The following is a 23,580-nucleotide window of genomic DNA, read 5'->3' on the forward strand; positions in this document are numbered from 1 at the left end:
ATCGCTTTATGCGAATAGTGGTAAGATTATGCGCTATATTAGAAATGAAATTTTAAAGATAAACTATTAAAAATGGATGTTCCAACCCTTGGTGTGCAACGCCGTAATTTTCTGAAAGGCGGAGTTGTAATGGGCGCTGCTACCTTATTTGCGCCCGCTCTTGCTTCGGCAGAAGAAATCGAAGACAAACCTGATGAAGCGTTCAGAATCATCGCTGGTCCTTATTTACAATCTGCTTTTAACAATACGATTGCTATCCACTGGATAACGAATAAGGATGCCAATAGTTGGGTAGAGTATGGCAAAGATGCACAGCAGTTAACAGATAAAGCTTACGGCAAATCGATGTTTGGCTTACGGCCTGATGGAAGAATTAATAAGGTTGTACTTAAAAACCTTGAGGCGGGCCAAAAATACTACTATAAAATTGTATCTAGTGAAATTAAAGATTTTAAGCCTTATAAGTTAACGTACGGTACGTTGATAAATGGTGAAACGGAGAGTTTTGTAAATGCTGATGTTGCGAAAGAACAAATTTCCTTCTTAATGTTAAATGATATTCATGATCGGCCAAAATCAATTCCACATCTGTTGAGTTTGGACAAGGCAGAGGAACAAGATTTTATTTTTTTTAACGGGGATATTTTCGATTACCAAACCAATGAACAACAGATTATAGACCATATGCTGCTGCCTATCGATTCTTTTGCCAAAAAAATACCATTTGTTTATGTGCGTGGTAATCACGAAACAAGAGGTATTTTTAGGGATGAGTTTTTAAATTATTTCGAAAATGTGGGTAAGCTTGCTTTTACCTTGGGCCCCGTTCGATTTGTAATATTGGATACGGGAGAGGATAAGGAGGATACTCATCCGGTATATGCAAATTTAGTAGATTTCGATGCTTACCGATTAGAACAAGCCGAATGGCTTAAAACCGAAATGCAAAGAAAAGAGTTTAAGAAAGCTCCTTTTAGAGTTGTAATGATGCATATTCCACCACGTTTTTCGGGTGATGCGCATGGTCCAAAACATTGTACAGAGGTGTTTGAGCCTTTATTAAATCAAGGCAAAGTTGACTTGGTTCTTAGTGGACATACGCACACTTATAAGGTGCATAAACCACAGCAAGGATTAAATCACTATCCTTTAATTATTGGGGGCGGTCCATTAGAAGGGAAACGAACGCTAACAAAGATTACTGCGAATAAAAATCTACTCAGTGCAGTTATGGTAGATGATTCTGGTAAAGAGGTAGGAAGATATGAAGTAAAGAAGTAAAGCTCAATAACAAACTTCTACAAAGTTTGTAGAAGTTTGTCAAAGTATTATTATTTAAGCACCTAATTGTACGCGTTTGAAAGCAGTAACTGTTAGTCCTTTAGCAGTATTATCTAAGAATTTACGAACATCAACAGAACTGTCTTTAACAAACTCTTGGTTTAATAAAGTACTGTCTTTGTAGAATTTATTCAATTTACCAGCAGCGATTTTCTCTACCATTTCTTCTGGTTTACCTTCTTGACGAATTACATCTTTTGCAATTTCAATTTCGCGCTCGATTGTAGCAGGATCAACACCGTCTTTATCAACAGCAATTGGGCTCATTGCAGCAATTTGCATTGCAACATCTTTACCCGCTTCAGTAATATCTACGCCGTTAGCGCCTTCAAACACTACCAAAACACCCATTTTACCATTAGAATGGATATAAGAAACGATTTTCTCGCCAAATACGTTGGCGTACTCTTGAATAACGATTTTCTCGCCGATTTTACCGGTAAGTTCAGTTATGGTTTCGGCAACTGTACGTCCATCTTCCAATGTAATTGCTGATAATTCTTCAGTAGAAGAAGGGTTGTTAGCAACTGCTGCAGCTAAAACAGCTTGAGCCAGATTACGGAAATCTTCAACTTTAGAAACTGGTTCAGTTTCACAAGCTAAAGCAACTAATTTACCATTTGTTCCATCTGCTGAAACATGGATTGATACTAACCCTTCAGAAGTAGCATTACCAGAACGAGCGGCAGATACCTTTTGACCTTTTTTGCGCAATAAATCAACAGCAGCTTCGAAATCGCCATTGGCTTCTACTAATGCTTTTTTGCAATCCATCATACCGGCTCCGGTCTGTTGGCGTAATTTATTTACATCTGCGGCAGTAATTTGTACTGTAGACATTTTATTAAGTTTTTGTATGTTTTATAAATGTTGCGGGTTGCAGGTTGCAGGTTGCGGGACTAGACCCATAACTCGAAACTCACAACCCGCAACTGAAATTATCCTTCTGAAGATTCTTCTGATGAAGCTTCTGCCTCAGCAGTTTCTTTTTTCGTTGGTCTTTTAGCGCCAGCTTCTCTAGGTGTAGCAGTTGCTTCAGGAGCATCAGCAGCAGTTTTAACGGCTACAGCTTCTTTTTCAGCCTCTTCATCTTTTTCGCGTTTACGCTCATCTAAGCCTTCTTCGATTGCTTTGATAATTACATCAGTAATCAATAAAATTGATTTTGTTGCATCATCATTTGCTGGAATTGGGAAATCGATATTTGATGGATCAGAGTTGGTATCAACCATTGCAAAAGTAGGGATGTTTAATTTCATCGCTTCTGCTACAGCAATATGCTCTTTTTTAACGTCAATTAAGAAAATTGCAGCCGGTAAACGGTTTAAATCTGCAATACCACCTAATAAACTTTCTAATTTGATACGCTCACGTTGAATCATTAAGCGCTCTTTTTTCGAAAGGATAGAATAGGTTCCGTCTTTCGTCATTTTATCGATGGTAACCATCTTTTTAATCGACTTGCGAACTGTTGCGAAGTTCGTTAACATACCACCTAACCAACGTTCGGTTACGAAAGGCATATTTACTTTTCTTGCTTGCTCAGCAACAATTTCTTTAGCTTGTTTCTTAGTAGCTACAAATAAGATCTTGCGACCAGATTTAACGATTTGTTTAATCGCTGCTGCAGCTTCTTCAGTTTTAGTTAAAGTTTTATTTAAATCTATAATGTGAATTCCGTTGCGCTCCATAAAAATATAGGGTGCCATTTTCGGATTCCATTTGCGGGTAAGGTGACCAAAGTGTACACCTGCATCCAATAAGTCTTGATATGTAGTTCTTGCCATTGTGTTTGTCTCCTTTAAGATTAACGTTTACTGAATTGGAATTTCTTACGTGCTTTTTTACGTCCTGGTTTCTTACGTTCAACCATACGCATATCACGGGTCATTAGCCCTTTAGCGCGTAATGCTGGTTTTTTCTCAGCATCTAATTCAACAATAGCTTTAGCGATAGCTAAACGAACTGCTTCTGCTTGTCCCTTTACTCCACCACCATTCACATTTACATTTACATCGTATTTACCAATTAGTTCAGCTACTTCGAACGATTGGTTAACAATATATTGTAAAGGTAGGGTAGGGAAATAAACTTTGTGGTCTTTACCGTTAACGGTAATGGTGCCGTTGCCTTCTTTTAAATAGATACGGGCAACTGCAGTTTTTCTTCTTCCTGAAGTGTTTGTAACTGACATTTCTTTTCTCTTTTAATTAAAGTGTAATGGTTTTTGGTGATTGTGCTGCATGCGGATGCTCTGAACCTGCGTAAACAAAAAGATTGGTGTACAATTTTTTGCCCAAACGACTTTTAGGTAACATTCCACGAACGGCTTTCTCAATAACACGGGTAGGGTGTTTTGCCATTAACTCTTTTGGAGAAATGAATCTTTGACCACCTGGGTATCCTGTGTAAGAGATATACTCTTTCTCAGTAAATTTATTCCCAGTTAATTTTACCTTGTCTGCATTAATAACGATAACGTTATCACCGCAGTCTACGTTTGGGGTGTACTCTGGCTTGTTTTTTCCTCTAATAATCATAGCGATTTTAGAAGACAAGCGCCCCAAAATCTCTCCTTGTGCGTCAACAACAACCCACTGTTTATTAACAGTTTTTGCATTGGCAGAGACAGTTTTGTAACTTAACGTATTCACTTGCTTTTATTTAATTTGTTAAAAAATAGTTAATTCCCTCTTTTTTAGGGACTGCAAAGATACGGAGAATAGTTTAATTAGCAAAGAGTTGGGAGAAAAAAAGTTGAGGATTGCGAGTTGCGAGTGATAAGGCTGGTTGGTTTAGTGGGTGGAAGTTGTGAGTTGTGGGTTGTGAGTTATGAGTTTGGGAGCTTTAACAGGGATTGAAAAAGGGTTTTGAAAGGCAGGGTTTGTGGTGGTTTTTAAGAGATGACCTGGCTTTGCACCTGCAACCCAATTTAGGTGGCGAGGATTGCGCCAGTAATTAGGGTTGCAAAGTCTACATGCGTATGATAATTTTTGCTTTCTTGATATTAATGGAGTAATTTAGGTCATTAAACATCATAAGATGACGTTGAGGCTATTAAATATTTATAATCTAGAGTCTGTTGTAAATGATTAAATATTCCATCAAAAGCCCCAAGATTACAAATCAAGAACAGCAGATGTGTTTTCAAAGAGATTATTATTTCAGAAGTAAAGGGGAGAAAATCATTAGATAGAAAGAACCTTAAAAACTTTAAGGCTTTTGTTGAAGCTTACAGAACTGAAATTGTTAATAAATGGATTGAATATTTTGTTTATAACAAACGCATTTCAAAGCTTCACTGTTGAATTCGGTGATATTATTTGGAACGACTATGAAATGTGCTTCCCTATTTGGGATTTGCACAACGGAAAAATATAATAGCTTTTACAAATCATCGGGCATATAACCAATCCGCTTTCTGGGTTGTGCTTTCCTTTCCGTCAATTCATCAATATAACTAAAAATGGTTTCTATGTTTTTATCATGATTAGTCACCTTCTTTTTGATGTCAACCATTTCTAATTTAAACTCGTTGTGTTCATTTAGCAACCTTCTCAATCTTGTAAAAACCCTAACGATCTGAATATTTACGTAATAGCTTGCTGGCTACTCAAAACACTCGATAACATCAAGACACCATGTTCAGTAAAAACATTAGGGAGGTAGGTTCTTCCGCCTCTCCCTATCTTTGAGGTCACAATTTGTGACCTCAAAGATTCCCATTCATTTTCTGTTAGTGGGAACATAAAATCCTCCGGAAATCTATCGGTATTTCTTTTGACCGCCTGATTCAAAACCTTGGTCTCCACACCATAAAGCTCAGCTAAATCACTATCAAGCATTACATTCATGTTTCTTATTTCATAAATTTTGTTCACAACGATATCATCTGATAGAATTGCAAAAGATTGTTTGTCTTCCATGGGTAACCAAATATAGAAGATATTTTAGCTTTTAAGTCACAATTTGTGACTTCAAGATTTAAAAGTTTTTCAGTTTTTCTTAATTAGAAAATGCACTAGGTTTAACGCAAAAAAGCCCTCGTTCAACACTCGGGCTTTCCTATAAATTAATCGTTATTCCTATTTCTTCTTTAATAAAATCGACATCGTTTTCATCTCTTTTCCGTCTTTTGTTTCATACATCTCCATGGCTTGTGTTTTATCGTCTACCATTTTAAAAACCTCACGTAAGGCAATATCGTTTCCCGAAACTACATCAGTTGCTTTGCCTTTAAAGTTCATGGTCTTTGTTGCTGCATCATACGTTCCTTCCATATACATAATACCTGTACCCATATTATCAACCCATGTACTAATATAGATCTTCCTCGCATTATCATAAGCCAACGTGTTTATCCCTTCAAAAGGGATCCCATCAATCGAGCCCTTATAGGTAGATTGTTGATATCTCCCGCCTAAGATCATTTTGCTTTCACAAACCACCTTATTCACACTGGGAGAATCCGGATTATAGTAGAATGAGATTTCTGCATCCCATCTTCCATCGGCCTTTGCCAACATTTTATGCGAATCGCCAGGCGTCATGTAGTCGGCCCATGCCTTATTCATTGCTGCAGTATCTACTGGTTTGGCAGTTGTATCGGATGATGCTACACTACTGGTATCTGCACTTTCGCCTTTCTTTTCGCTGTTACAGGCTATTGCAAACAACAATACTAATCCGAGAATTAAGTTTACTCTTTTCATTTTTTAAGTTTTAGTGATTAAATTTCCTCAATTGTTTATAATACTTATATCCATAGTGCGTAAGCTGTATCATCACCAATGTACAGAAAAAAAAGTTGACAATTAAATACCAAAGTGTATCATCAGTAATAAAATCAAATTCGATTGATGCACTTACAATGTTTACAGCACCATAAACTAAGGTCCCAATAAAATATAAGGTCCACGCCCCCGTAAGGTAATGCAAAATGCCCCACCGGTAATTATCCAAATGAAAACTTCGTACTCCTAACCAATTAAAAACAATAATTACCAAAATTCCAGTCGTAGAGTTAAAGGTTCCACTCTTTAGGTAAACCAACACATAAACGATGGCCAAAATGATGTTAAACGAAGAAAGTTTTTGTATCATAAATTTTAAAAAAGCAATTTACATCATTCTTCCTGAACAATTCCATAGACAGATTGTTACTATTAACGTATTAAAAGCTCGTATCATGACAAAACAAACAAAAATAGTAACCGGATTATTGGCGGGTGCAGCGCTAGGTGCTGCAATTGCATTAGTGTTAGCATCAGATAAAAACGATGCCCTGAAACAGAAAGCCAGCAATTGGATTTGCGATCTATTATCAAACTCAAAAGATCAAATTGGAGCAATCGGCAATCTAATCACAGAGAATTTAGCAAAAGTTAAAGCATAAGTTTCGAATTAAGCTCTTCCAAAGGTATCTTTGATTATGGATGTTTTTGGTTTAGCTCTTTCTGATTTTTACAAGAACGGCAACGCCGATATTTTGTGGCTTAACAATTCGTACGGCGATATTGAAGAGATGCCTGTAGCTATCTTTTTTAGAACCGAAGAAGAAATGCCCGTCCTTGAACATAAGGCGCTTGAGGCGTGCTATGGAAAAGTTTTAGATGTAGGAGCTGGAGTTGGAAGTCACGCCCTCATCTTACAAGAAATAGGATTAGATGTTACCGCAATAGATGTGTCGGCCGATGCCGTTAAAATAATGCAACAAAGAGGTGTTAAAAAGGCTTTTGAGGAAAGTATTTTCTTAACCAATAAAAAATATGATACGCTACTATTTTTAATGAATGGAATAGGTTTAACCGGCACTTTACCCGGCTTTATCGACTTTTTACATCATGCAAAAAAACTTCTTCTTCCTAAGGGCCAACTACTCTTTGATAGCTCTGACATTTCCTATCTATATGAAGAATCAGTTAAACCCGAAAATCATTATTTTGGTGAAGTAAGCTATAGCTATACCTACAAAAACAAACTAGGAAATTGGTTCAATTGGCTGTATTTAGATCAAGAAACCTTAATTCACATCGCAAAAGAAAATGGATGGGAAACCGAAATCATTTTTGATGACGGGGAAGATCAATATTTAGCTAGATTAACCTTGTCGAATAGCATTTAAGTTTTAAACCATTAAGGCATTAAGAAAATTTAAGCTTAATACGCCTTAACTTCTTAATGTTAAAATTAACAATTTTCTTCCCAAATACACGCAATATTTATAATTGTTTGTACAGCCTTTTCCATATCCTGCACAGAAACCCATTCTTGTTTACTATGAAAAGCGTGTTCCCCTGCAAATACATTCGGACAAGGCAAGCCAACAAACGATAAACGCGAGCCATCTGTACCCCCCCGTATACTTCTTCGCTTAGCCACCAATCCCGTTCTTTCTATGGCCTTAATGCCGTAGTCGATTACTTGAGGGTATTGATCTAATACTTTTTTCATATTACGATACTGCTCGGTTATTACGAACTCATAACTCGAATTTGGATAACTCAACAGCTCTTTTTTAACCACTTCCTCTAAGGTATTTTCATGCGCTTTTAATAAATCATCATCAAAATCTCGGATAATAAAGTGCGCTTCTGCTAACTCTGCATTGCCATTAATAGCAACAGGGTGGATAAATCCCTCTTTTCCAGATGTGGTTTCCGGAGTTAATTTATCTTTTGGTAATGACGTGATAATTCTTGATAAAATCTTTATGGCACTTTCCATTTTTCCTTTGGCAAAGCCTGGATGCGCACTAATGCCGTGAATTACGAGTTTTCCACCGTCGGCAGCAAACGTTTCATCTTCAATAGAACCCACAGTTTCGCCATCAATAGTATAAGCGAAATCAGCACCCAATTTTTTCATATCAACTTTATCAACCCCACGGCCAATTTCTTCGTCGGGCGTGAAGAGAATTTTAATCTCCCCATGTTTTACACCAGGATTAGCCATAAAATAGGCTGCTGCTTCCATAATCTCTGCCAAACCTGCCTTATTATCTGCTCCCAAGAGTGTGGTTCCGCTTGCTGTAATAATATCATTTCCAATTTGGGCGGATAAATCTGGGTGTTCACTTAACTTTAAAATTACTGCAGAATCATCTGGTAGAATCAAGTCTTCTCCCCGATAATTTTGATGGATGATGGGTTTCACATTTTCACCGCTACAATCGGGCGAAGTATCCATATGCGAACAAAAACAGATTACTGGAACATGTTTGGTAGTAGTGGATGGCACTGTAGCATAAACATACCCGTATTCATCACAATGTGCATCATCAATGCCCATTTCCAATAACTCGGCGACTAAAATTTTAGCTAAATTTTTCTGTTTAGCTGTTGAAGGATAACTAGGTGAGGAGGCGTCAGATTGCGTATCAATTTTGGCATAGCTGATAAATCTATTTTGGAGACGCTCTTCGTTGTTGTGATAGTCCATAGCCATCAAAATTAGTAAAATGTATCAAAAAAGATAATCCTACTTCTTAGAATAAAAAACTAAATTAGGCCCATATATTATTTTATGAAATAGCCATGTGCCGAAACGCACAAACACAAATGAAGATACATGGCGTATTCCATATGACAATTGAAAACAATATTATCTACATATGAAACGAGCCGCTTTTTTATTTCTGCTTTTTTTATCGATTAAAGCATTTGGTCAACTCACTCCCTTCGAGCGTAGCAACAAGAAAGAGACCACAACCTATACGCAAGCCATTGCCTATTATGAGCAATTGGCCAAAACCTATCCGCTGCAATCGAAGTTACTTACCTATGGAAGTACCGATTTTGGTGTGCCCCTACACTTAATGGTCTTATCTAAACATAAAATATTCGATCCCACAGCTATAAGAGCAAGCGATAAACGAATTTTGCTGATTAATAACGGCATCCATCCTGGCGAACCAGAGGGAATAGATGCAAGCATGATGTTTGCAAGGGAATTATTGAAAAATAACACTATTCCCGATAATGTGGTGATTTGCATTATTCCTATGTACAATATCGATGGCAGTCATAATCGCAGTGGCACCTCCAGGGCTAACCAAAATGGGCCCGTAGCCTATGGTTTTAGGGGCAATGGAAAAAATCTTGATTTAAATAGAGATTTTATTAAAACTGACTCTAGAAATTCACAAGCATTCCAACAAATTTTTAATGTTTGGCAGCCCGAAATATTTGTAGACACGCATACGAGCAATGGAGCCGATTATCAATATACGATGACCCTCATCCCTACTCAAAAAGACAAGCTAAACCCTATACTATCTAGTTATTTAACAAAAACCTTGGTTCCCGATTTGTATAGCCAGATGAAAGGAAAGGGCTATGAGCTTATCCCTTATGTAAATTCCATTAGCGAAACACCTGAATCGGGAATTACCGGTTACATAGAATCTCCTCGTTATTCTACAGGCTATGCTGCTTTGCATAACACGATTGGTTTTATGCCCGAAACACATATGCTTAAAAATTTTGATAAACGGGTAGAATCGACGCAAAAATTATTGCATACCTATGTAACCATCGTGTCGCGCGATGCAAAACGTATTGGAGAAAACAAACGCAAAGCGGATGAATTTACAGCGCAGCAAAAAGATTTTCCATTAGACTGGAAATTAGACCGATCGGTCTATGACAGTATTGAGTTTAAAGGATTTGTTGCTAAACAGAAGCCCAGTGAGGTTAGTGGGGTAAACCGACTTTATTACGATCGAAATGAGCCCTTTACTAAAAAGATAAAATATTGGGACAATTTTGAGCCAAGCCTAACCGTTACTAAACCTATTGCCTATGTTATTCCAAAAGCCTGGGATAAGGTAATTGCCTTGCTTAAACTAAACAATGTGAAAATGAAACAGCTCGCTGCCGATACAAAACTTAATCTGCAAATGTATTATATCGGCGAGATGAAAACAGGAACACGGCCGTATGAAGGACACTATCAACATTCGGCAGTGAACCTAAATCCAGTAACGCAAGATGTTCAGTTCTTTGAAGGAGATTATGTGGTATATGTTAATCAGCCGAATAACAGATATATCGTAGAAACCTTGGAGCCGCAGGCCATCGATTCTTTTTTTAACTGGAATTTTTTCGATTCGATTTTAGGGCAAAAAGAAGGCTATTCGTCTTACGTTTTTGAAGATACTGCAGCCGAGCTCTTAAAAAAAGATCCAGAGCTCAAGAAAAAGCTAGACGCGGAAAAATTGAAAAATCCCGACTTAGCAAAAAGCGGAAGAGCACAATTAGATTTTGTATATAAGAATTCCGATTACTACGAAAAAACATATATGCGTTATCCTATCGGGAGAATGCAACACGATTTAAAGCTGAATTTAAAATAAGATGATGCAATACCTAAACGAAACTCCTGTAGCTTCGATTATTTTTATATTTACCATTATTAGCAGTATCTATGCTTTTAACGACCCCCAGTTGTCTAGCAAATTTATGCTACACCCCTACTCTATTGCAAAAGGGAAAAAGTGGTATACTTTTATAACCAGCGGATTAATCCACGCCGATTGGATGCACTTATTCTTTAACATGTTTACCTATTTTGCTTTTGCCTTTCAGCTGGAGATATTAATTGGGCATTGGCAATTTGGCTTACTTTACTTTGCAAGTATGGTTTTAGCAGATATTACTTCGGTATCGAAACATAAAAATCATTTTTGGTATCATAGTTTGGGTGCATCGGGAGCAGTTAGTGGAGTATTGTTTAGCTATATCTTATTTTTCCCTTTAAACAAAATTATGATCTTGCCTATTCCTTTTGGAATACCATCTATCCTATTCGGCGTGTTGTATCTTGTTTACTGCTATTACATGTCGAAACAGGCAAAAGATAATATCAATCATGATGCCCATTTCTTTGGCGCATTAACAGGTATGGTTTTTACCTTGGTATTGGTGCCTGGAATTATCCCTCACTTTCTCAAACAATTAGGCGTTGGCGGGTAAAAACGGCTCGTCAAAATAGCTCATAGGAGCCGTTGGATCTTTGATAATTTCGAATAGGGTGTGACCCCAAGGTTTCCAGAAATTTTCTAGCACTTGTGCGTAGGTTTTATTCGCCCACACATCGAATAATGCTTTATTCTGTGTGCCTTTTAGCGGCATGGCATCGATAAAGACAACACCATCTACTGGCATAACCGTATATTCTGGCAAACGATTAAATAAATAAGCCGAATAAAAAAACCGAGCTGCTAATTCTTCAAACTGTTGTTCTGAGAGTTTTTTATCGTCTATGGATTTTAAAATTTCGTGATGGTAGCGTTTATTGGTGCCGTTATCTTGTAGACAGGCAATAATGCCAAAATCCTTAAATTTTAACGAAAAAGTAAGTGTGTTAATTTCATCGCGAAAGCTAAATGCTGTATTTGCATCCGATAAGGGAACAATAACGATAGACCAAGGCGTAAATTCTTCAAATACCACGCTGCGATGAATACTTTGTAACATCGTGTGCAGGTTGCCAAATTTATGCATTAAGCCTTGCGACATGTTCATGCCATCACCACTTAATTGGTTTAGTCTGATCGCACCTTGCATTTCGATATACAGAAAGCTATACATCAATTTGCCAATCCAATTAAATAAATCTACTTCTTCGAGTTCCATTAAGCCTGCGTATCCTTTTTTAAAGGCGGCTTCGATTTTATTTTCTAATTTCAAGATAAAATCGTCATACACTTGAGTGTTTGCCGGAACAGTTAAGCTTTTATAGGTCCTGATGCTTTCGTCTAACAGTTTAATTTGTTCTTCGCCAGTTAAATTGGCCATTTCTATCAACCAATCTGGTAAAACACGGATTTGTTCAACTGGTTTTTCGCCACTTACAAAGCAAAGTTGGTTTTTGAAATCGAAGTTTCTGAAAGGGTTGTATAAAGCGCTATTCATTCTCCCGCAAAATTAGGGAATAAGTAGGTGAGTTGCAATTCTTCACCCTTATTCGTCATCCGATGAGGAAAAGAGAATTAAAAAATTTGTAATCTTAAAATTAATATTCTATTTTTAGTTAATCTATTTTAACTATGAAGAAATTTACCCCCCCCCCTTTGTTCTTTTCTGCCTTCTGTCCTGCTTATTGATTTATTCGTGTAAAAGAGATATTGGAAACCTTTTTAGCGGTGATGAAGAGCCTAACGACATAGCATGGGCAAAAGATTACTATGCTAGAAATCTTGAAAAGAAGAACAACTTCGCCATTAAACTGGGAAATACTAAAGGTACGACAACCGTAACAGAGTTAAAAAGCAACAAGAAAACACCAATATGGGCTAAATCTAGCCAAGGGAAAACAGGGCTTTATACTTTCGTGGAGGTTCCATTAAAGTATGAGCATAAAGTCTCGCCAACATTAATGATCACAAAAAATCCTTTACAAACTCCAGTAGCCGATCAAGAAATTATAGACGCCAGCTTTGATCGATTAGTTATTTACAAAGATGTGAATGAAAAAATAAATCAACGCATAATTAGTTTCATACCAGATATCGATTATTTAAGGAGGCATAAAAACAATATTGAACATAATAGGATAGATCGCATTGATAACGATTTTAATGGTTATCTACACTATAAAGATTGGGATGGCAAGGCTTTATTTATTTTACGGATAGAGAATGGAAAGCCCGTAAAAAAATACGACATGAGTAACAGTTTACAAGGGAAATTACCAAATGTATCTGCAACGCAGAAAGCGAGTGAAGGTAAAGTAATGGTCCTCCCTCCACCTGATGGATACAACTGTTACTTTTTGGAATGGGATTGGTACCAGGATTGTTATTATGCTAATGAACAATCTACTACACCAATTTCATGCGATCCAATAGTAGTTTATAATGTTCATTATATACAAATTGACTGTCCACCCCCTCCTGGTGGCGATGGAGATGGCGGACCAAGTCCTGACCCTTACCCTGAACCCGAATGTCTTGGTATTCTATTATTAGAAACGGGCGAATGTATTGAAGACCCTGTTACACCCTGCGATTTTGTGAGAGAAGCAGCTAAAAACCCTGCTTTCAAAATAAGAATGGACTCATTAGCCGCTAATGTTTCGGGAAATACCGAAAAAGCTTATGCTATAAATTATTCAACACATTATGTGCAATACGAGGAAGGAGCCGTTAATGATCCCTATGTTTCCTTAGGAATCGGAGCATCAATTGATTTTTATGGGCATAACCATTTTGGTTCTGGATTACCTATATTTAGTGAGCACGATATGCAAGTACTTTATAAGCTTGATTCCGCTGGCTTGATAAACAACTATCAATCGTTTACTTTTACGTTAGCAACCAGTTATGGGCAATATGTACTATCCATAGAGAATAAAACACAATTTCAATCGTTTTTAAGCAATAATTTTTCAAGTAATACGGCATTCGAAACTTGGTCTTTCTCATATCAGGATTTGGCAGCTGCAAACATCAGTACCTTTAATAAACCAGCTGGAGAAGCTTGGGAGTTGGCATTTCTCCAAAAAATAGCGGGAAATGGCATAAAACTATTTAAAAAAGATGCTTTTGGGATTTTTATGCCGATAAAGAAAGACTCCTTTACATTGTCCATTATTAATGATTTCTGTAACTAAACAAACCATGAAAAAGAATCTAATTCTAATCCTACTGACTTTCATTAGCCTATATGGATTTGCACAGCATAAAACGAATGCAAACCCAGTTCAAACGCCAAAGATATTTCGCCAGCCTGACTTGGAAAAGTTTTATGGAACCTGGGTTTATGAGAAAGATAGCCAATATTTTAAGATTGTTCTAGAGAAATACACCTTCAATAACACGCCAGCAACTGGGATGGAGTTTCTAGGGGGTAATCATCTTTTCAAAAAAAATGGCAAGGTAATTGATGAAAAAAGCGACTCAGACAATTTAAATTCAATTCATAGTGGCAACTTAATACGTCCCAGTAAAAACATAATCAGCTTCCGTTTTAGGGAATATCGTCGTGCTGTTATGAGTAGAGGAACAATGGAATATATTGATGGACCGACACCTTCAATTTTATGGAAACTAAATCCTAACGAAAGGAGAAGAGGGATTATTCTTCCTGGCGAAGAAAACCTAAAAGATCCCGAATTTATTGTGCCTACTAATATTACTTTATACAAAGTGAAATAAAAATATTTACGATTTGAATTCCTCATCGGATGAGGAAAAGATTTAAAAAAATAAATCAAGAATTAAACTGATTTTCTTGAACATAAGAATAAAGTGTTGGCCCTAATAGTGATGATATCAAGAGGAGAATATTATTCCTTGATTTTAAAAAAGGGGAGCAGAAAGTAAATAACTGGAAACAGATCACGTTAACCGCTAGTAATATTAACAACCCCAAAAGAAAACAGGTATTCTTATCACCTTTACTTATTAACCTTAAAGGACCAAAATATTATGACAAATTCTAGGGATATTTTACTACCCATGAAAAACTCAAATCAAGCACAATAAAAGCATATTTACTGGTAGGGCATATTTAATTCTTCATCCGATGAGCATTGCCATAGACGATGTGACTGCAAATGGCACTACTTATCCTAAACTAAATTCAAGCGGCACATCTTCGGAAGTTTCAGCCTATGATGCTTTTATGACTAATTATAATTCATTTTTAAGTATCTATAACAATATTTCTGTAAACAGCAGTACCGCATTAAATCTTTCTCCAACAGCATTAATCAGACTTTTTAATAACATCAACAGAACATGCCCATGAAAACCTTAGCATATATTTTTTTAGCATTAACATTGTGCTCTAGCTGCCTTGCTCAAAGTACTTTGAAAGATGGAGTTCAAACATATGATGGCAAAAAATTTGCCATAACAAAAAGAACATCGGATTACAGTGGCAGAACTAGTATTACTGTAACAGTTGTCGGCAGGTTTTACAATACAAGACCACCTGCCCCTAAAGACCCTTATGGCTTACCCGTAAGTAAAAAGGATATTCATTTTGATGTTGAAAAGGTAAAAGAAATCATTAACACTGTATTGGCTTCAAATCGTAAAGAATTAAGCGCAAATAAAGATAGGATTGCCCTCTCCTTTGCTTTTTTAGAGCAAGACGGTTCAATAGAGAGTATCTCTTATTTTTTAAATGGTAATACTTTAATCGGTTTAAAAGACATTGCTAAAATAGATAAGGAAATCAAAAAAAACATTAAAGCCACTTTTACTGGCAATGAACATACTAATTACTATTTAATTTATTATGGCTCACTTAGTTTGATATTTTAAGATACACGAAGTAAAAAAGAAATTCATTTCGATATTAACAAGAATAATATGTGCTATCCATAGAGGATAAAACACAATTTCAATCGTTTTTAATTCGTAATTTTTCTACCAACAAAGCATATGATACATGGGCAAATTCTTATCAAGGATTGATAACTGACTATAATACAAATTATGGTAAAACAATTGTGGAGGCTTCTGAGCTAGCCTTTTTGGCAAAAACAGCGGGGTATTGGGATGAAACTTTTTAAAAAAGATAGCCCATATTTTTAGATTGTTTTAGGAAAATACACCGTTAATGACACACCAACAAGCGACATGGATTTTCTACGAGGCAATCACGTCTCCAAAAAAAATGCCAAGGTAATTGACGAAAAAAGCGACTCAAACAAAACTAAAATCAAGCACAATAACAGCATATTTATGGGTAAGGCATATTTAATTCTTCATCCGATGAGCATGGCCAATTTGCTATGCTCATCGGATGAAGATCTCAATAACCATTATAAAAACTACTAATCTCGCTTACCAATTGGCTGTAGATAGGCTTAGTAAGCTCTACAAACAAGGCAGATGGCGCAGGAGGCAATATCTCTTTCTTTTTACTGATCGCAATTTGCTGTTTGGTTAAGGCTCTTTCATCGCCCTTGTAACTTGCCCATTGATCTTCCCAAACATAGGAGCCGGCTAATTTTCGCTGACGGATAACCTTATTGCTGGCATAATCGATTACCGTCATATCTAATAAGCCCGATGAGGCTATTTTTTTATCAAAAATGCTTAAGGTAGCTTTTACAGTAGCATAAACTGGTTCTCCTGCTCTAGTTTCGCCAATTTTAACGCTATCTTTTTTCAATTTTTCTACACGCTCTTTCACATAAGTTTGGCCAACTACAAAATCATCGAACTGTAAGCGCATCAACTGATCTGGCACAATTTTTTGTTTATAGGCTTGCGCTTCGTCATAAAACAATACAAATTTGTTATGTTGATAAGCACTCATCCACTCGCTTACCTTTTGTTGAAAATACTGGTTGCTCAATTGGTAATCCTTACTATTTACACGCACAGGCTGTACCACCACTTTCACTACCGCAGCCCAATACGCTTCATCTAGTTTTTGCTTCGTATCTCTATAGTTAGGATATAAATAATTAACTCTTTCGAAATTTTCATAAGCTTTTCTTGCGCTAACTTTATCGCCTTCGTTTAATAAATTAACTCCTAATGCATAGCGAACTTCAGCCGCTTTAAATTTACTCTCGTTAAGTTCGGCAACAAATTTTCGTGGATTACCCACAACTGCAAGTGCAGCTGGCGAGCTAATAATTTCGTTGCTTAACTGATTTAATTGTTGATAATCGGAAATGATCGATTCCCAGCGCAGCACATCTGAAGAAATTTTTGCTTCGTCGATGTTTCTTAAATGTTGAGCTACTGAAAGTTTGTAGGCTGATGCTAAAACCTGCATAGCCTCCTTATTTTGAGGTGCATTTTGCAAACGGTTTACAGCTTTGGTAACAGAAGCATCATAGTCTCCTTTTTGCAATGCATTTTTTCCGGTGGTACATCCAACAATTAGTATGGATAAATAAATAAAATACCGTAATCTTGAGATCGTTTTCATAACAATAAAAATTAATCGTCAACGGATGACGAATGTAAATACCTTTTAATCATAAGACGACAGAACATGAAGATTAGTTGCAAGCAATTTGAATTAGAATTAAAACATGCTTTTTCTATAGCTAAATTTACCCGCACCAGCACACCTTTAGCCCTTTTAAAAATTGAACATGAGGGTGTTGTTGGCTATGGTGAAGCCAGTATGGTTCCCTACATGGGAGAGAGTTATGACAGCGCAGCACGTTTTTTGAGCTCGGTAGACTGGCAACAGATTCAATATCCCTTTAATTTCGAAGCGATTATTGCTTATCTAGATAGCATCGCACCAGGCCAACCAGCCATAAAAGCGGCCATTGATATCGCATTAAATGATATTCAGGGCAAACTTAGCAATGAGCCTTGTTATTCCATTTATGGTGCGGATCCTAAAAAAATGCCGCTCACTTCGTATACTGTAGGAATAGATACTCCTGAAGTAATCCGCGAAAAACTTAAAGATGCGGAAGCATTTAAAGTTATTAAAGTAAAATTAGGGAGAGATAACGATAAAGAACTAATTCAAACCATAAGAAGTGTAACCAATTTACCGCTTTTTGTGGATGCAAATCAGGGCTGGTCTGACAGGAAACAAGCAATTGACATGATTTATTGGCTGCACAATCAGGGGGTGTTGTTAATTGAACAACCAATGGACAAACTTAATTTAGATGGCAATGCCTGGTTAACAGAGCGTAGCCCAATTCCAATTTTGGCCGACGAAGCAGTACAGCGTTTGGCAGATATGGATAGTTTAAAAGGGGCTTATCATGGAATTAATGTGAAATTAATGAAAAGCTGTGGGATGTATGAAGGCCACCAAATGATCTTAAAAGCCAAAAAATTTGGGATGAAGGTTTTAATAGGTTGTATGAGTGAAACGTCGATTGCTACCCTTGCGGGAATTGCTTTGGCACCGCTTTGCGACTGGGCCGATCTGGATGGCCCCTGGTTAACAAAAAACAATCCCTTTGATACGCCTGAGCTAAAAGATGGAAGATATGTTTTAACCGATTTACCTGGATTGGGGTTGACTGGGATTAAGGATGGATTGTTTGAGCAAAATACTAAAATCTATAGCTAAACTCAAAAAGTAGAGTTGCAGGCAATACACTATAGCGATCTGTTGAGATAGAGAATTGATTAATAATTTTAGTTTTAAAAGTTCTATTATCTGTAATATTTTCTCCTACAACCTTAAGTGTGGCTTTTTTATTAAATTTGTACCTCGCATTTACATCCAAAAAATAATAGCACTGCTCATTAATACTGTTTAAATTATTAAAATACATCTCACTTGAAAGTGAAAAAAATAATTTGTTGGCGGGTTTAAGTATAAGATTTGAATAGAGTTGCGCATGCTGATTTTTAGTATGCGTTAATCTAAATTTAATGGTGTTATACTTTAATCCCGCTTCAAAATCAAACCATCCATCAAATCCGCTTTTAATATCAACTAGTTGGCTACTGTTAAATATGGAATAGCTTTTAATTGCCAAGCTGTTAACCTGACCAAAAAACTCATACCCACTTAAGGAATGATTATATTTAAGAGTAGAGTTCAAAAAAGGCAAATACTTACTGACCCCCCCTGCCAAAATATAATTTCCAACACCTGGAAAGATGGCTCTATTATTAATGATGTATTGAGGATTAATTTTTAGGGAGTTTCCATAAGACTTAGAATTTTTAAAGTAAATAAAGTTTAGAAAATAGATGAATTGATTAAATAAATCGGCGTGTATAAAAGATGAAACTAATGAATATTTACCAATCACACTTTTTTGATAAATACCTTTGCTTATAGACTTATTATCGACTAAGATATAATTTTGGTACATGTCTGTTAATTCAGGCAAAAAACTATCATAGGAACCTGAGAGACTAAATTTGTCGTACTTTCTTAATTTATACTGTACATTTATGCTAGGCGACAGCAAATTAATAGTATAGTTTAAAGGACTGATCTCCTCTCCTAGCGTAGCTGACTTTTTAAACTTATAGATGAGACTTGAAGAAAGCTGAATGTTTTTTAAGGGCAGCGTATTTGAATAGCCAAGATTTGCATGATAGTCTTCTTTATTTAAACTATTCTTATACAATTTACTTTCAAAAGAATAGCTTGTAAAATCCTCCCCCTTTTTATCGAATTGAGCTACGAATGAGTGTTGAAAGAGTCTATTTTTAAAGAAATATTCGGAATCGAAGCTTAAAAGATTACTATAAAGATCAATACTTTGTTTATTCAGCGTATCATCAGCTACATTTAAAGTTGGACTTAGTAAATAAATTTGTGGCTGACGAATAAAAAAATAGCTCGTTGCTATCTTTAAGGCGCTATTAGGAGAAAGTCTATTCGTATACGCTAACTTTTGCTGGATGGATGTGTTTTTATCCGTTAGTGAGCTCACAAAAGCCCCATAATTAGCAATTAATTCTTCTGAACTATTAATTCTTCCAGTGCTAAAGCTAGATATATAGCCAACATTTGATTTTTTTGATATATCTTTTTGAACAATAAATAAAGCGCTACCAATTATAGGTTTTTTAGTAATTACTTTATGCTCATTAAATGAAACACCCTCCGCAAGTTTTCCAAATTCGGTTAAACTACTTTTAATCACGGTTATTTTATCAGCATAGAGCGAATAATTGGCGGTAAGGTTTAGACCTTTATTTAATCTTATAAAAGCATTACCGTTTGAAAAATAAGTTTGATTAATATTTCCTCTTTTAGCTTCTAGAATAGGTAATGCATAATCTATCCCAATTATTTTTGTTTGAGGCAACGATAATTCAAGCGATTCTTCTGAAGTATTATTAAAATTAAAGTAATCATATGGAGTTGGGTTTGCACCACCATTATTAACGGTGTTGAATACAAAATATTTAAATGATTTACCTACACCGATTAGATTGTTATCTACTTGATAAGTTTTAGTAGGGCCATAAGCTAATGATACTGATAGATTGGGTTTATTCTTTGCATCCTCTTTTATTTTTAAGTTTAATACGGTTTCATTTGTTCTTTTTAAGCCCACAAGTTTTCCATTTTCAACATAATTTTCAATTGCTTGCACTTTATCTAACACGGCTGATTTAATATTTTTAGTGCCGTTCTGATAATTTTTAGAAAACAAATCATCCCCCTCAATTAAGACCTTACTTATTGATTTTCCCTTATAGGTAATTTTACCACTTTCTGAAACTTCAATTCCTGGAAGTTTTTTTAGAACATCTTCAACAACCTCTTCATCCCCTCTTAAAAAGCTACTTACCTTATACGTGGTGGTATCATTTTTTATAGAAATAGGTGTTGGTTTATGAGCGATGTTTATTTCGGGTAGACTAGTAATTGTGGCCTTTAATACGATCACAAGACTTATCGCTTCAATACCTTCGCTAAAGGAAACAAGCTGACTTTCCTTTTGAAAACCTAAATGGGATGCTTCGATAACGAAATCCTTTACATTAACATTAATCTCAAATACAAAACTTCCATTTTTATCGGATCTTCTGAAGGAGATTATTACTCCAGTTTTGGATTTTAAAATAAGATTCGCATCAACAATTGGCTGCTTACCTTCGACTAAAACTTCGCCGTCTATTCTAAGCGTAGTTTGCGCTGATAGATTTTTCGAAAATATTAGTATTACCAAGGCCATAACCCTGCCTATAATGCTAAAATAAAGACCTCTCAAGAACATTGATTTGCGTTTTTTTCTTGGTTTCGAAGCCATCTGACTTTCCGCCATTAGTTTTTAAGAACTTAGCCAAATTCTCCAGCTTCTGCTTAAACAATAGCACATAGGTAAATTGTGTTAATTCCTCATCGCCGCTTGGTTTTACGATACTCAAATCCGTTTGTTTTATCGATTTTAATCTAATATCAATCACATCATTATAAAAGTCTCGCACTTCAACAATCAACCCTGGGAGACCCCAAAGCTTCCAGGGCCCAAAACTGACTGGTATTTCTTCAGAAAACCATACTTCATACGTACGCCCTCTAAACTCGCCAACTGCCTTTTTACAAATTAAATCCCCTATTTTCTTTATACTAATGGTGTCTACATGCCACTCTATTCTGATCATTGAATCAATCACAATAACTGGCTTTGTAAATAATAGCTCTCTGTTCGTAAACACCTTAGTTTTAAGATCTGAATAATAGGCAAATCCTTTAGGGTCTCTCAATTTAACATGCCATTTTTTAGTATTATCGTCACCTGTAAACATATCGCCAAGTCTATTTTCGGTTTCATGGTTCTTGCCATAGGTATATACTGACTCTTGGCGATTAAATAAAAGGATCGCTAAATTAGTGTCTGGATTAGCATTCAGATTTAAGACCTGAATATATTCTACTTTATAATTTTGAGCCCAGCAGTATTGATTATAAAAAAAAGCTGCTATTAGCATTACGAATAGTTTCATTAGGTTCTAATTTGTCTTTCAGTGCAAATTGTTTTATTTGTTCAACTGCTTACAATTTAAAGAAGCTTAAAAGCGGCAAGTGTTTTTGATAAAGCCTGCCGCCTTGCTTCAATAAATTTTTATACAAATCATTCAAATGCTTGCTTTACGGCGTCTTTCACTTGTTTCATAAAATCATTAGCCAATTTCTTTCCCTTTAAAGCCATTTCTGAGCAAGGTCCAGAAACCGTTATTTCAATTTCAACCTCTGCAACGCCAACATCTACTGAAGCCTTTAGTGTTAAACTGCATTCTAACTCAGATTTTACAGGAATATTTCTTGTTAAGAATTTGTGAATCTTTGACTCGATTTCCCTTTCAGACATATTGGTAACATTACCTAAGTTAAGTGTAAGATTAATTTCACCATTATTTTTAACAGACAACATTGAGACAGCCATTAGATTTTTTGCTGAAACACTCGTAATTGAAGTAATTATTATGGACACTAACAGTATTAATATCTTTTTCATTTTTTAATTTATTTTAATTTTAGGGGTTTTCCATCCATTAAGTTAGACACCTAAATTTTCGCCTACTCTTTTCTAGATTTTCTGCATTCTCTACTGTTGGCCAAACATTAAACCAAAGATAGAGGCGATTTTGAAGGAAAAATAAACTTTCACCCTACAAAAAATGTAGGGTGAAAAACTTTTTAAATTAGATTTAATTACTTTAATAAATTTTTGAGTATTACTACGTTTTGTATGAGATAAAAGAACACACTTAAGCTAAATGGTTAAAAAAATTCTTTGAGGTCAAAAATAGGAGAACCCTAATTTTTCGTCGCTTTTTGAAAAATCGAAATTATACAGAAAAAAAGGATAGTCGCGTTTCAAAAACCATAAAAAACGCTCATTTTAAGAACAAAATAGACTAGCCAAAAGAGGTATAAAAAATATAATTTGATCGATTTTACTATTTTAGTTCTAAATCTATCAACATGAAACCATCATCAGGATAGCTTCATCACCATTAAAAACAAAATTATATTCGGATGAAAAAAGCAACGGGCAAAGTAATTAAGGCATTTAGAAAACATCTTAACTTTAAACAAGATTTTGTAGCCAGTAAAATTAACATCACCACTGCTACTTTGGCCAACATCGAAAATGGCAGAGTAAGTGTAGAAGTTGAGAAAATATATCTTATGGCAAAGTTGTTCGGTGTTGCTCCAAGAATAATTATTGAATTAGCGATCGAATTAAGTGAATTGGATAATGATATTTGGCTTAATAATGCCATAAAAGCATTAAAAATAAATCCTGAACCTCAAAATTTTAAGCTACCTGAATAACAGGGTGCTACTTCCTGAAATTTTTAACCAATTGTATCTTAAAATAAAGTATAGCAGTAAAAGTAGCGGCAAAAAAGGCTACGATCAATAAGCTATCATTTTTAAACGCCCAACCCATCCCTAAAACTGAAAATATAAGTAGCAGGTTGTAAAATACGTTAAGTGCAAGTTTTTTACCCATTAGGGAAACATTCACTATTAAAATTTAGTAAACAGGCATATTTGGATCAAAAGCTTCTTGCCATGCTAAAATCCCCCCTTTAAGGTTATAAAGATTATCAAAGCCATGTAATTGCTCTAACTGCATAATCGCGGCAGCACTGCGTTTTCCACTACGACATTGTACAATAACGGGTTTATCAGTTGCAATTTTATCCGTTTCGATTAAAATTCCACCTAATGGGATGTTCAATCCATTAAGGTTAGAAGTTTCATATTCAAACGTTTCTCTTACATCAATAAGCTGAAAATCTTCTTTATTATCAATTTTTTGCTTCAATTCTTGTACAGAAATTTCTTTCATTTTGGT

28 protein-coding genes are annotated in these 23,580 nt (G+C 35.7%); 12 read left to right on the forward strand and 16 right to left on the reverse strand.

Going from position 1 to position 23,580, the window contains the following annotated elements; translation table 11 throughout:
• Nucleotides 1-72: 72 nt before the first annotated feature.
• On the forward strand, nucleotides 73-1,281 hold the full coding sequence (locus WG904_RS04460; protein ID WP_339578086.1) for a metallophosphoesterase: 1,209 nt from the start codon (nucleotides 73-75) through the stop codon (nucleotides 1,279-1,281).
• Between the two features lie 54 nt (nucleotides 1,282-1,335).
• Here WG904_RS04460 and tsf read toward each other — a convergent pair whose 3' ends face one another.
• The 8 genes from tsf to WG904_RS04500 all read right to left on the reverse strand — a co-directional run bounded on the left by tsf (nucleotide 1,336) and on the right by WG904_RS04500 (nucleotide 6,444).
• Nucleotides 1,336-2,181 carry a translation elongation factor Ts gene (gene tsf / locus WG904_RS04465; RefSeq protein ID WP_339578087.1) on the reverse strand — a complete coding sequence of 282 codons (846 nt, stop codon included), beginning with the start codon at nucleotides 2,179-2,181 and terminating at the stop codon, nucleotides 1,336-1,338.
• Nucleotides 2,182-2,279: 98 nt separating this feature from the next.
• Nucleotides 2,280-3,128, reverse strand: coding sequence for a 30S ribosomal protein S2 (gene rpsB / locus WG904_RS04470; protein WP_339578088.1), 849 nt, complete (start codon nucleotides 3,126-3,128; stop codon nucleotides 2,280-2,282).
• Between the two features lie 20 nt (nucleotides 3,129-3,148).
• A complete protein-coding gene (gene rpsI, locus WG904_RS04475) occupies nucleotides 3,149-3,535 on the reverse strand; it encodes a 30S ribosomal protein S9 (protein WP_339578089.1) in 387 nt (128 codons plus the stop codon).
• Between the two features lie 16 nt (nucleotides 3,536-3,551).
• Nucleotides 3,552-3,995 (reverse strand): 50S ribosomal protein L13, encoded by a 444-nt coding sequence (gene rplM, locus WG904_RS04480; RefSeq protein WP_339578090.1) that lies wholly within the window; start codon nucleotides 3,993-3,995, stop codon nucleotides 3,552-3,554.
• Nucleotides 3,996-4,728: 733 nt separating this feature from the next.
• On the reverse strand, nucleotides 4,729-4,893 hold the full coding sequence (locus WG904_RS04485) for a hypothetical protein (protein ID WP_339578091.1): 165 nt from the start codon (nucleotides 4,891-4,893) through the stop codon (nucleotides 4,729-4,731).
• A gap of 38 nt (nucleotides 4,894-4,931) precedes the next feature.
• Complete coding sequence (locus WG904_RS04490) at nucleotides 4,932-5,267, reverse strand: ORF6N domain-containing protein (RefSeq protein ID WP_339578092.1); 336 nt, start codon at nucleotides 5,265-5,267, stop codon at nucleotides 4,932-4,934.
• A gap of 159 nt (nucleotides 5,268-5,426) precedes the next feature.
• Complete coding sequence (locus WG904_RS04495; protein WP_339578093.1) at nucleotides 5,427-6,053, reverse strand: DUF1579 domain-containing protein; 627 nt, start codon at nucleotides 6,051-6,053, stop codon at nucleotides 5,427-5,429.
• 10 nt (nucleotides 6,054-6,063) lie between these two features.
• Complete coding sequence (locus WG904_RS04500; protein ID WP_339578094.1) at nucleotides 6,064-6,444, reverse strand: hypothetical protein; 381 nt, start codon at nucleotides 6,442-6,444, stop codon at nucleotides 6,064-6,066.
• Here WG904_RS04500 and WG904_RS04505 point away from each other — a divergent pair.
• Together WG904_RS04505 and WG904_RS04510 are read left to right on the forward strand one after the other, a co-directional pair.
• Nucleotides 6,413-6,736, forward strand: a complete 324-nt coding sequence (locus WG904_RS04505) for a YtxH domain-containing protein (protein WP_339578095.1) — start codon at nucleotides 6,413-6,415, stop codon at nucleotides 6,734-6,736. The genes WG904_RS04500 and WG904_RS04505 overlap by 32 nt on opposite strands.
• A 36-nt stretch (nucleotides 6,737-6,772) precedes the next feature.
• Nucleotides 6,773-7,465, forward strand: coding sequence for a class I SAM-dependent methyltransferase (locus WG904_RS04510; protein WP_339578096.1), 693 nt, complete (start codon nucleotides 6,773-6,775; stop codon nucleotides 7,463-7,465).
• 65 nt (nucleotides 7,466-7,530) lie between these two features.
• On the opposite strand, the gene pepT is transcribed toward WG904_RS04510, so the two are convergent.
• The gene (pepT, locus tag WG904_RS04515) at nucleotides 7,531-8,781 is read right to left on the reverse strand and encodes a peptidase T (protein WP_339578097.1); all 1,251 of its coding nucleotides are present in this window, start codon (nucleotides 8,779-8,781) and stop codon (nucleotides 7,531-7,533) included.
• A gap of 172 nt (nucleotides 8,782-8,953) precedes the next feature.
• On the opposite strand from pepT, the gene WG904_RS04520 reads away from it, so the two are divergent.
• On the forward strand, nucleotides 8,954-10,696 hold the full coding sequence (locus tag WG904_RS04520) for a M14 family metallopeptidase (RefSeq protein WP_339578098.1): 1,743 nt from the start codon (nucleotides 8,954-8,956) through the stop codon (nucleotides 10,694-10,696).
• Between the two features lies 1 nt (nucleotide 10,697).
• Entirely contained in the window at nucleotides 10,698-11,315 is a 618-nt protein-coding gene (locus WG904_RS04525) for a rhomboid family intramembrane serine protease (RefSeq protein ID WP_339578099.1), read from the forward strand.
• On the opposite strand, the gene WG904_RS04530 is transcribed toward WG904_RS04525, so the two are convergent.
• The gene (locus WG904_RS04530; protein WP_339578100.1) at nucleotides 11,298-12,257 is read right to left on the reverse strand and encodes a hypothetical protein; all 960 of its coding nucleotides are present in this window, start codon (nucleotides 12,255-12,257) and stop codon (nucleotides 11,298-11,300) included. The genes WG904_RS04525 and WG904_RS04530 overlap by 18 nt on opposite strands.
• 187 nt (nucleotides 12,258-12,444) lie before the next feature.
• Here WG904_RS04530 and WG904_RS04535 point away from each other — a divergent pair, with 187 nt between their 5' ends.
• The 5 genes from WG904_RS04535 to WG904_RS04555 all read left to right on the forward strand — a co-directional run bounded on the left by WG904_RS04535 (nucleotide 12,445) and on the right by WG904_RS04555 (nucleotide 15,867).
• A complete protein-coding gene (locus tag WG904_RS04535) occupies nucleotides 12,445-13,956 on the forward strand; it encodes a hypothetical protein (RefSeq protein ID WP_339578101.1) in 1,512 nt (503 codons plus the stop codon).
• Between the two features lie 7 nt (nucleotides 13,957-13,963).
• Complete coding sequence (locus tag WG904_RS04540; RefSeq protein ID WP_339578102.1) at nucleotides 13,964-14,500, forward strand: DUF6705 family protein; 537 nt, start codon at nucleotides 13,964-13,966, stop codon at nucleotides 14,498-14,500.
• A 370-nt stretch (nucleotides 14,501-14,870) separates the two neighbouring features.
• Complete coding sequence (locus tag WG904_RS04545) at nucleotides 14,871-15,095, forward strand: hypothetical protein (protein WP_339578103.1); 225 nt, start codon at nucleotides 14,871-14,873, stop codon at nucleotides 15,093-15,095.
• A complete protein-coding gene (locus tag WG904_RS04550) occupies nucleotides 15,092-15,616 on the forward strand; it encodes a hypothetical protein (RefSeq protein WP_339578104.1) in 525 nt (174 codons plus the stop codon). The genes WG904_RS04545 and WG904_RS04550 overlap by 4 nt, the downstream gene beginning before the upstream one ends.
• A gap of 50 nt (nucleotides 15,617-15,666) precedes the next feature.
• A complete protein-coding gene (locus WG904_RS04555) occupies nucleotides 15,667-15,867 on the forward strand; it encodes a hypothetical protein (protein ID WP_339578105.1) in 201 nt (66 codons plus the stop codon).
• A 242-nt stretch (nucleotides 15,868-16,109) separates the two neighbouring features.
• Here the strand turns inward: WG904_RS04555 and WG904_RS04560 are convergent, their stop codons facing one another.
• Nucleotides 16,110-17,243 carry a hypothetical protein gene (locus WG904_RS04560; protein ID WP_339578106.1) on the reverse strand — a complete coding sequence of 378 codons (1,134 nt, stop codon included), beginning with the start codon at nucleotides 17,241-17,243 and terminating at the stop codon, nucleotides 16,110-16,112.
• A gap of 66 nt (nucleotides 17,244-17,309) precedes the next feature.
• Between WG904_RS04560 and WG904_RS04565 the strand changes: the two genes are divergently transcribed.
• Nucleotides 17,310-18,362 carry a dipeptide epimerase gene (locus WG904_RS04565; protein WP_339578107.1) on the forward strand — a complete coding sequence of 351 codons (1,053 nt, stop codon included), beginning with the start codon at nucleotides 17,310-17,312 and terminating at the stop codon, nucleotides 18,360-18,362.
• Here the strand turns inward: WG904_RS04565 and WG904_RS04570 are convergent.
• The 3 genes from WG904_RS04570 to WG904_RS04580 form a co-directional block, all read right to left on the reverse strand.
• Nucleotides 18,346-20,943 (reverse strand): hypothetical protein, encoded by a 2,598-nt coding sequence (locus WG904_RS04570; protein WP_339578108.1) that lies wholly within the window; start codon nucleotides 20,941-20,943, stop codon nucleotides 18,346-18,348. The genes WG904_RS04565 and WG904_RS04570 overlap by 17 nt on opposite strands.
• A gap of 16 nt (nucleotides 20,944-20,959) precedes the next feature.
• Nucleotides 20,960-21,715: a GLPGLI family protein gene (locus WG904_RS04575; RefSeq protein ID WP_339578109.1), complete on the reverse strand. Its 756-nt coding sequence runs from the start codon at nucleotides 21,713-21,715 to the stop codon at nucleotides 20,960-20,962.
• Between the two features lie 128 nt (nucleotides 21,716-21,843).
• Entirely contained in the window at nucleotides 21,844-22,227 is a 384-nt protein-coding gene (locus tag WG904_RS04580; protein ID WP_339578110.1) for a hypothetical protein, read from the reverse strand.
• Between the two features lie 524 nt (nucleotides 22,228-22,751).
• On the opposite strand from WG904_RS04580, the gene WG904_RS04585 reads away from it, so the two are divergent.
• Nucleotides 22,752-23,051 carry a helix-turn-helix transcriptional regulator gene (locus WG904_RS04585; protein WP_339578111.1) on the forward strand — a complete coding sequence of 100 codons (300 nt, stop codon included), beginning with the start codon at nucleotides 22,752-22,754 and terminating at the stop codon, nucleotides 23,049-23,051.
• A 7-nt stretch (nucleotides 23,052-23,058) separates the two neighbouring features.
• On the opposite strand, the gene WG904_RS04590 is transcribed toward WG904_RS04585, so the two are convergent.
• Together WG904_RS04590 and WG904_RS04595 are read right to left on the reverse strand one after the other, a co-directional pair.
• The gene (locus WG904_RS04590; protein ID WP_339578112.1) at nucleotides 23,059-23,232 is read right to left on the reverse strand and encodes a DUF6358 family protein; all 174 of its coding nucleotides are present in this window, start codon (nucleotides 23,230-23,232) and stop codon (nucleotides 23,059-23,061) included.
• A 24-nt stretch (nucleotides 23,233-23,256) separates the two neighbouring features.
• Entirely contained in the window at nucleotides 23,257-23,574 is a 318-nt protein-coding gene (locus tag WG904_RS04595; protein ID WP_339578113.1) for a rhodanese-like domain-containing protein, read from the reverse strand.
• Nucleotides 23,575-23,580 lie beyond the last annotated feature (6 nt).

This window comes from Pedobacter anseongensis (assembly GCF_037482965.1).
Classification (GTDB): Bacteria; Bacteroidota; Bacteroidia; order Sphingobacteriales; family Sphingobacteriaceae; genus Pedobacter; species Pedobacter anseongensis.

Excerpts from the sequence above, each read along its gene's own strand:
- WG904_RS04540 (WP_339578102.1), top strand. The coding sequence starts at position 13,964 with ATGAAAAAGAATCTAATTCTAATCCTACTGACTTTCATTAGCCTATAT.
- WG904_RS04560 (WP_339578106.1), bottom strand. The coding sequence starts at position 17,243 with ATGAAAACGATCTCAAGATTACGGTATTTTATTTATTTATCCATACTA.
- WG904_RS04495 (WP_339578093.1), bottom strand. The coding sequence starts at position 6,053 with ATGAAAAGAGTAAACTTAATTCTCGGATTAGTATTGTTGTTTGCAATA.
- WG904_RS04460 (WP_339578086.1), top strand. The coding sequence starts at position 73 with ATGGATGTTCCAACCCTTGGTGTGCAACGCCGTAATTTTCTGAAAGGC.
- WG904_RS04545 (WP_339578103.1), top strand. The coding sequence starts at position 14,871 with ATGAGCATTGCCATAGACGATGTGACTGCAAATGGCACTACTTATCCT.
- WG904_RS04520 (WP_339578098.1), top strand. The coding sequence starts at position 8,954 with ATGAAACGAGCCGCTTTTTTATTTCTGCTTTTTTTATCGATTAAAGCA.
- rpsB (WP_339578088.1), bottom strand. The coding sequence starts at position 3,128 with ATGGCAAGAACTACATATCAAGACTTATTGGATGCAGGTGTACACTTT.
- WG904_RS04565 (WP_339578107.1), top strand. The coding sequence starts at position 17,310 with ATGAAGATTAGTTGCAAGCAATTTGAATTAGAATTAAAACATGCTTTT.
- WG904_RS04550 (WP_339578104.1), top strand. The coding sequence starts at position 15,092 with ATGAAAACCTTAGCATATATTTTTTTAGCATTAACATTGTGCTCTAGC.
- WG904_RS04510 (WP_339578096.1), top strand. The coding sequence starts at position 6,773 with ATGGATGTTTTTGGTTTAGCTCTTTCTGATTTTTACAAGAACGGCAAC.
- WG904_RS04590 (WP_339578112.1), bottom strand. The coding sequence starts at position 23,232 with ATGGGTAAAAAACTTGCACTTAACGTATTTTACAACCTGCTACTTATA.
- WG904_RS04490 (WP_339578092.1), bottom strand. The coding sequence starts at position 5,267 with ATGGAAGACAAACAATCTTTTGCAATTCTATCAGATGATATCGTTGTG.
- WG904_RS04500 (WP_339578094.1), bottom strand. The coding sequence starts at position 6,444 with ATGATACAAAAACTTTCTTCGTTTAACATCATTTTGGCCATCGTTTAT.
- pepT (WP_339578097.1), bottom strand. The coding sequence starts at position 8,781 with ATGGACTATCACAACAACGAAGAGCGTCTCCAAAATAGATTTATCAGC.
- WG904_RS04595 (WP_339578113.1), bottom strand. The coding sequence starts at position 23,574 with ATGAAAGAAATTTCTGTACAAGAATTGAAGCAAAAAATTGATAATAAA.
- WG904_RS04525 (WP_339578099.1), top strand. The coding sequence starts at position 10,698 with ATGATGCAATACCTAAACGAAACTCCTGTAGCTTCGATTATTTTTATA.
- WG904_RS04585 (WP_339578111.1), top strand. The coding sequence starts at position 22,752 with ATGAAAAAAGCAACGGGCAAAGTAATTAAGGCATTTAGAAAACATCTT.
- tsf (WP_339578087.1), bottom strand. The coding sequence starts at position 2,181 with ATGTCTACAGTACAAATTACTGCCGCAGATGTAAATAAATTACGCCAA.
- WG904_RS04580 (WP_339578110.1), bottom strand. The coding sequence starts at position 22,227 with ATGAAAAAGATATTAATACTGTTAGTGTCCATAATAATTACTTCAATT.
- rpsI (WP_339578089.1), bottom strand. The coding sequence starts at position 3,535 with ATGTCAGTTACAAACACTTCAGGAAGAAGAAAAACTGCAGTTGCCCGT.
- WG904_RS04575 (WP_339578109.1), bottom strand. The coding sequence starts at position 21,715 with ATGAAACTATTCGTAATGCTAATAGCAGCTTTTTTTTATAATCAATAC.
- WG904_RS04530 (WP_339578100.1), bottom strand. The coding sequence starts at position 12,257 with ATGAATAGCGCTTTATACAACCCTTTCAGAAACTTCGATTTCAAAAAC.
- WG904_RS04570 (WP_339578108.1), bottom strand. The coding sequence starts at position 20,943 with ATGGCCTTGGTAATACTAATATTTTCGAAAAATCTATCAGCGCAAACT.
- WG904_RS04505 (WP_339578095.1), top strand. The coding sequence starts at position 6,413 with ATGATGTTAAACGAAGAAAGTTTTTGTATCATAAATTTTAAAAAAGCA.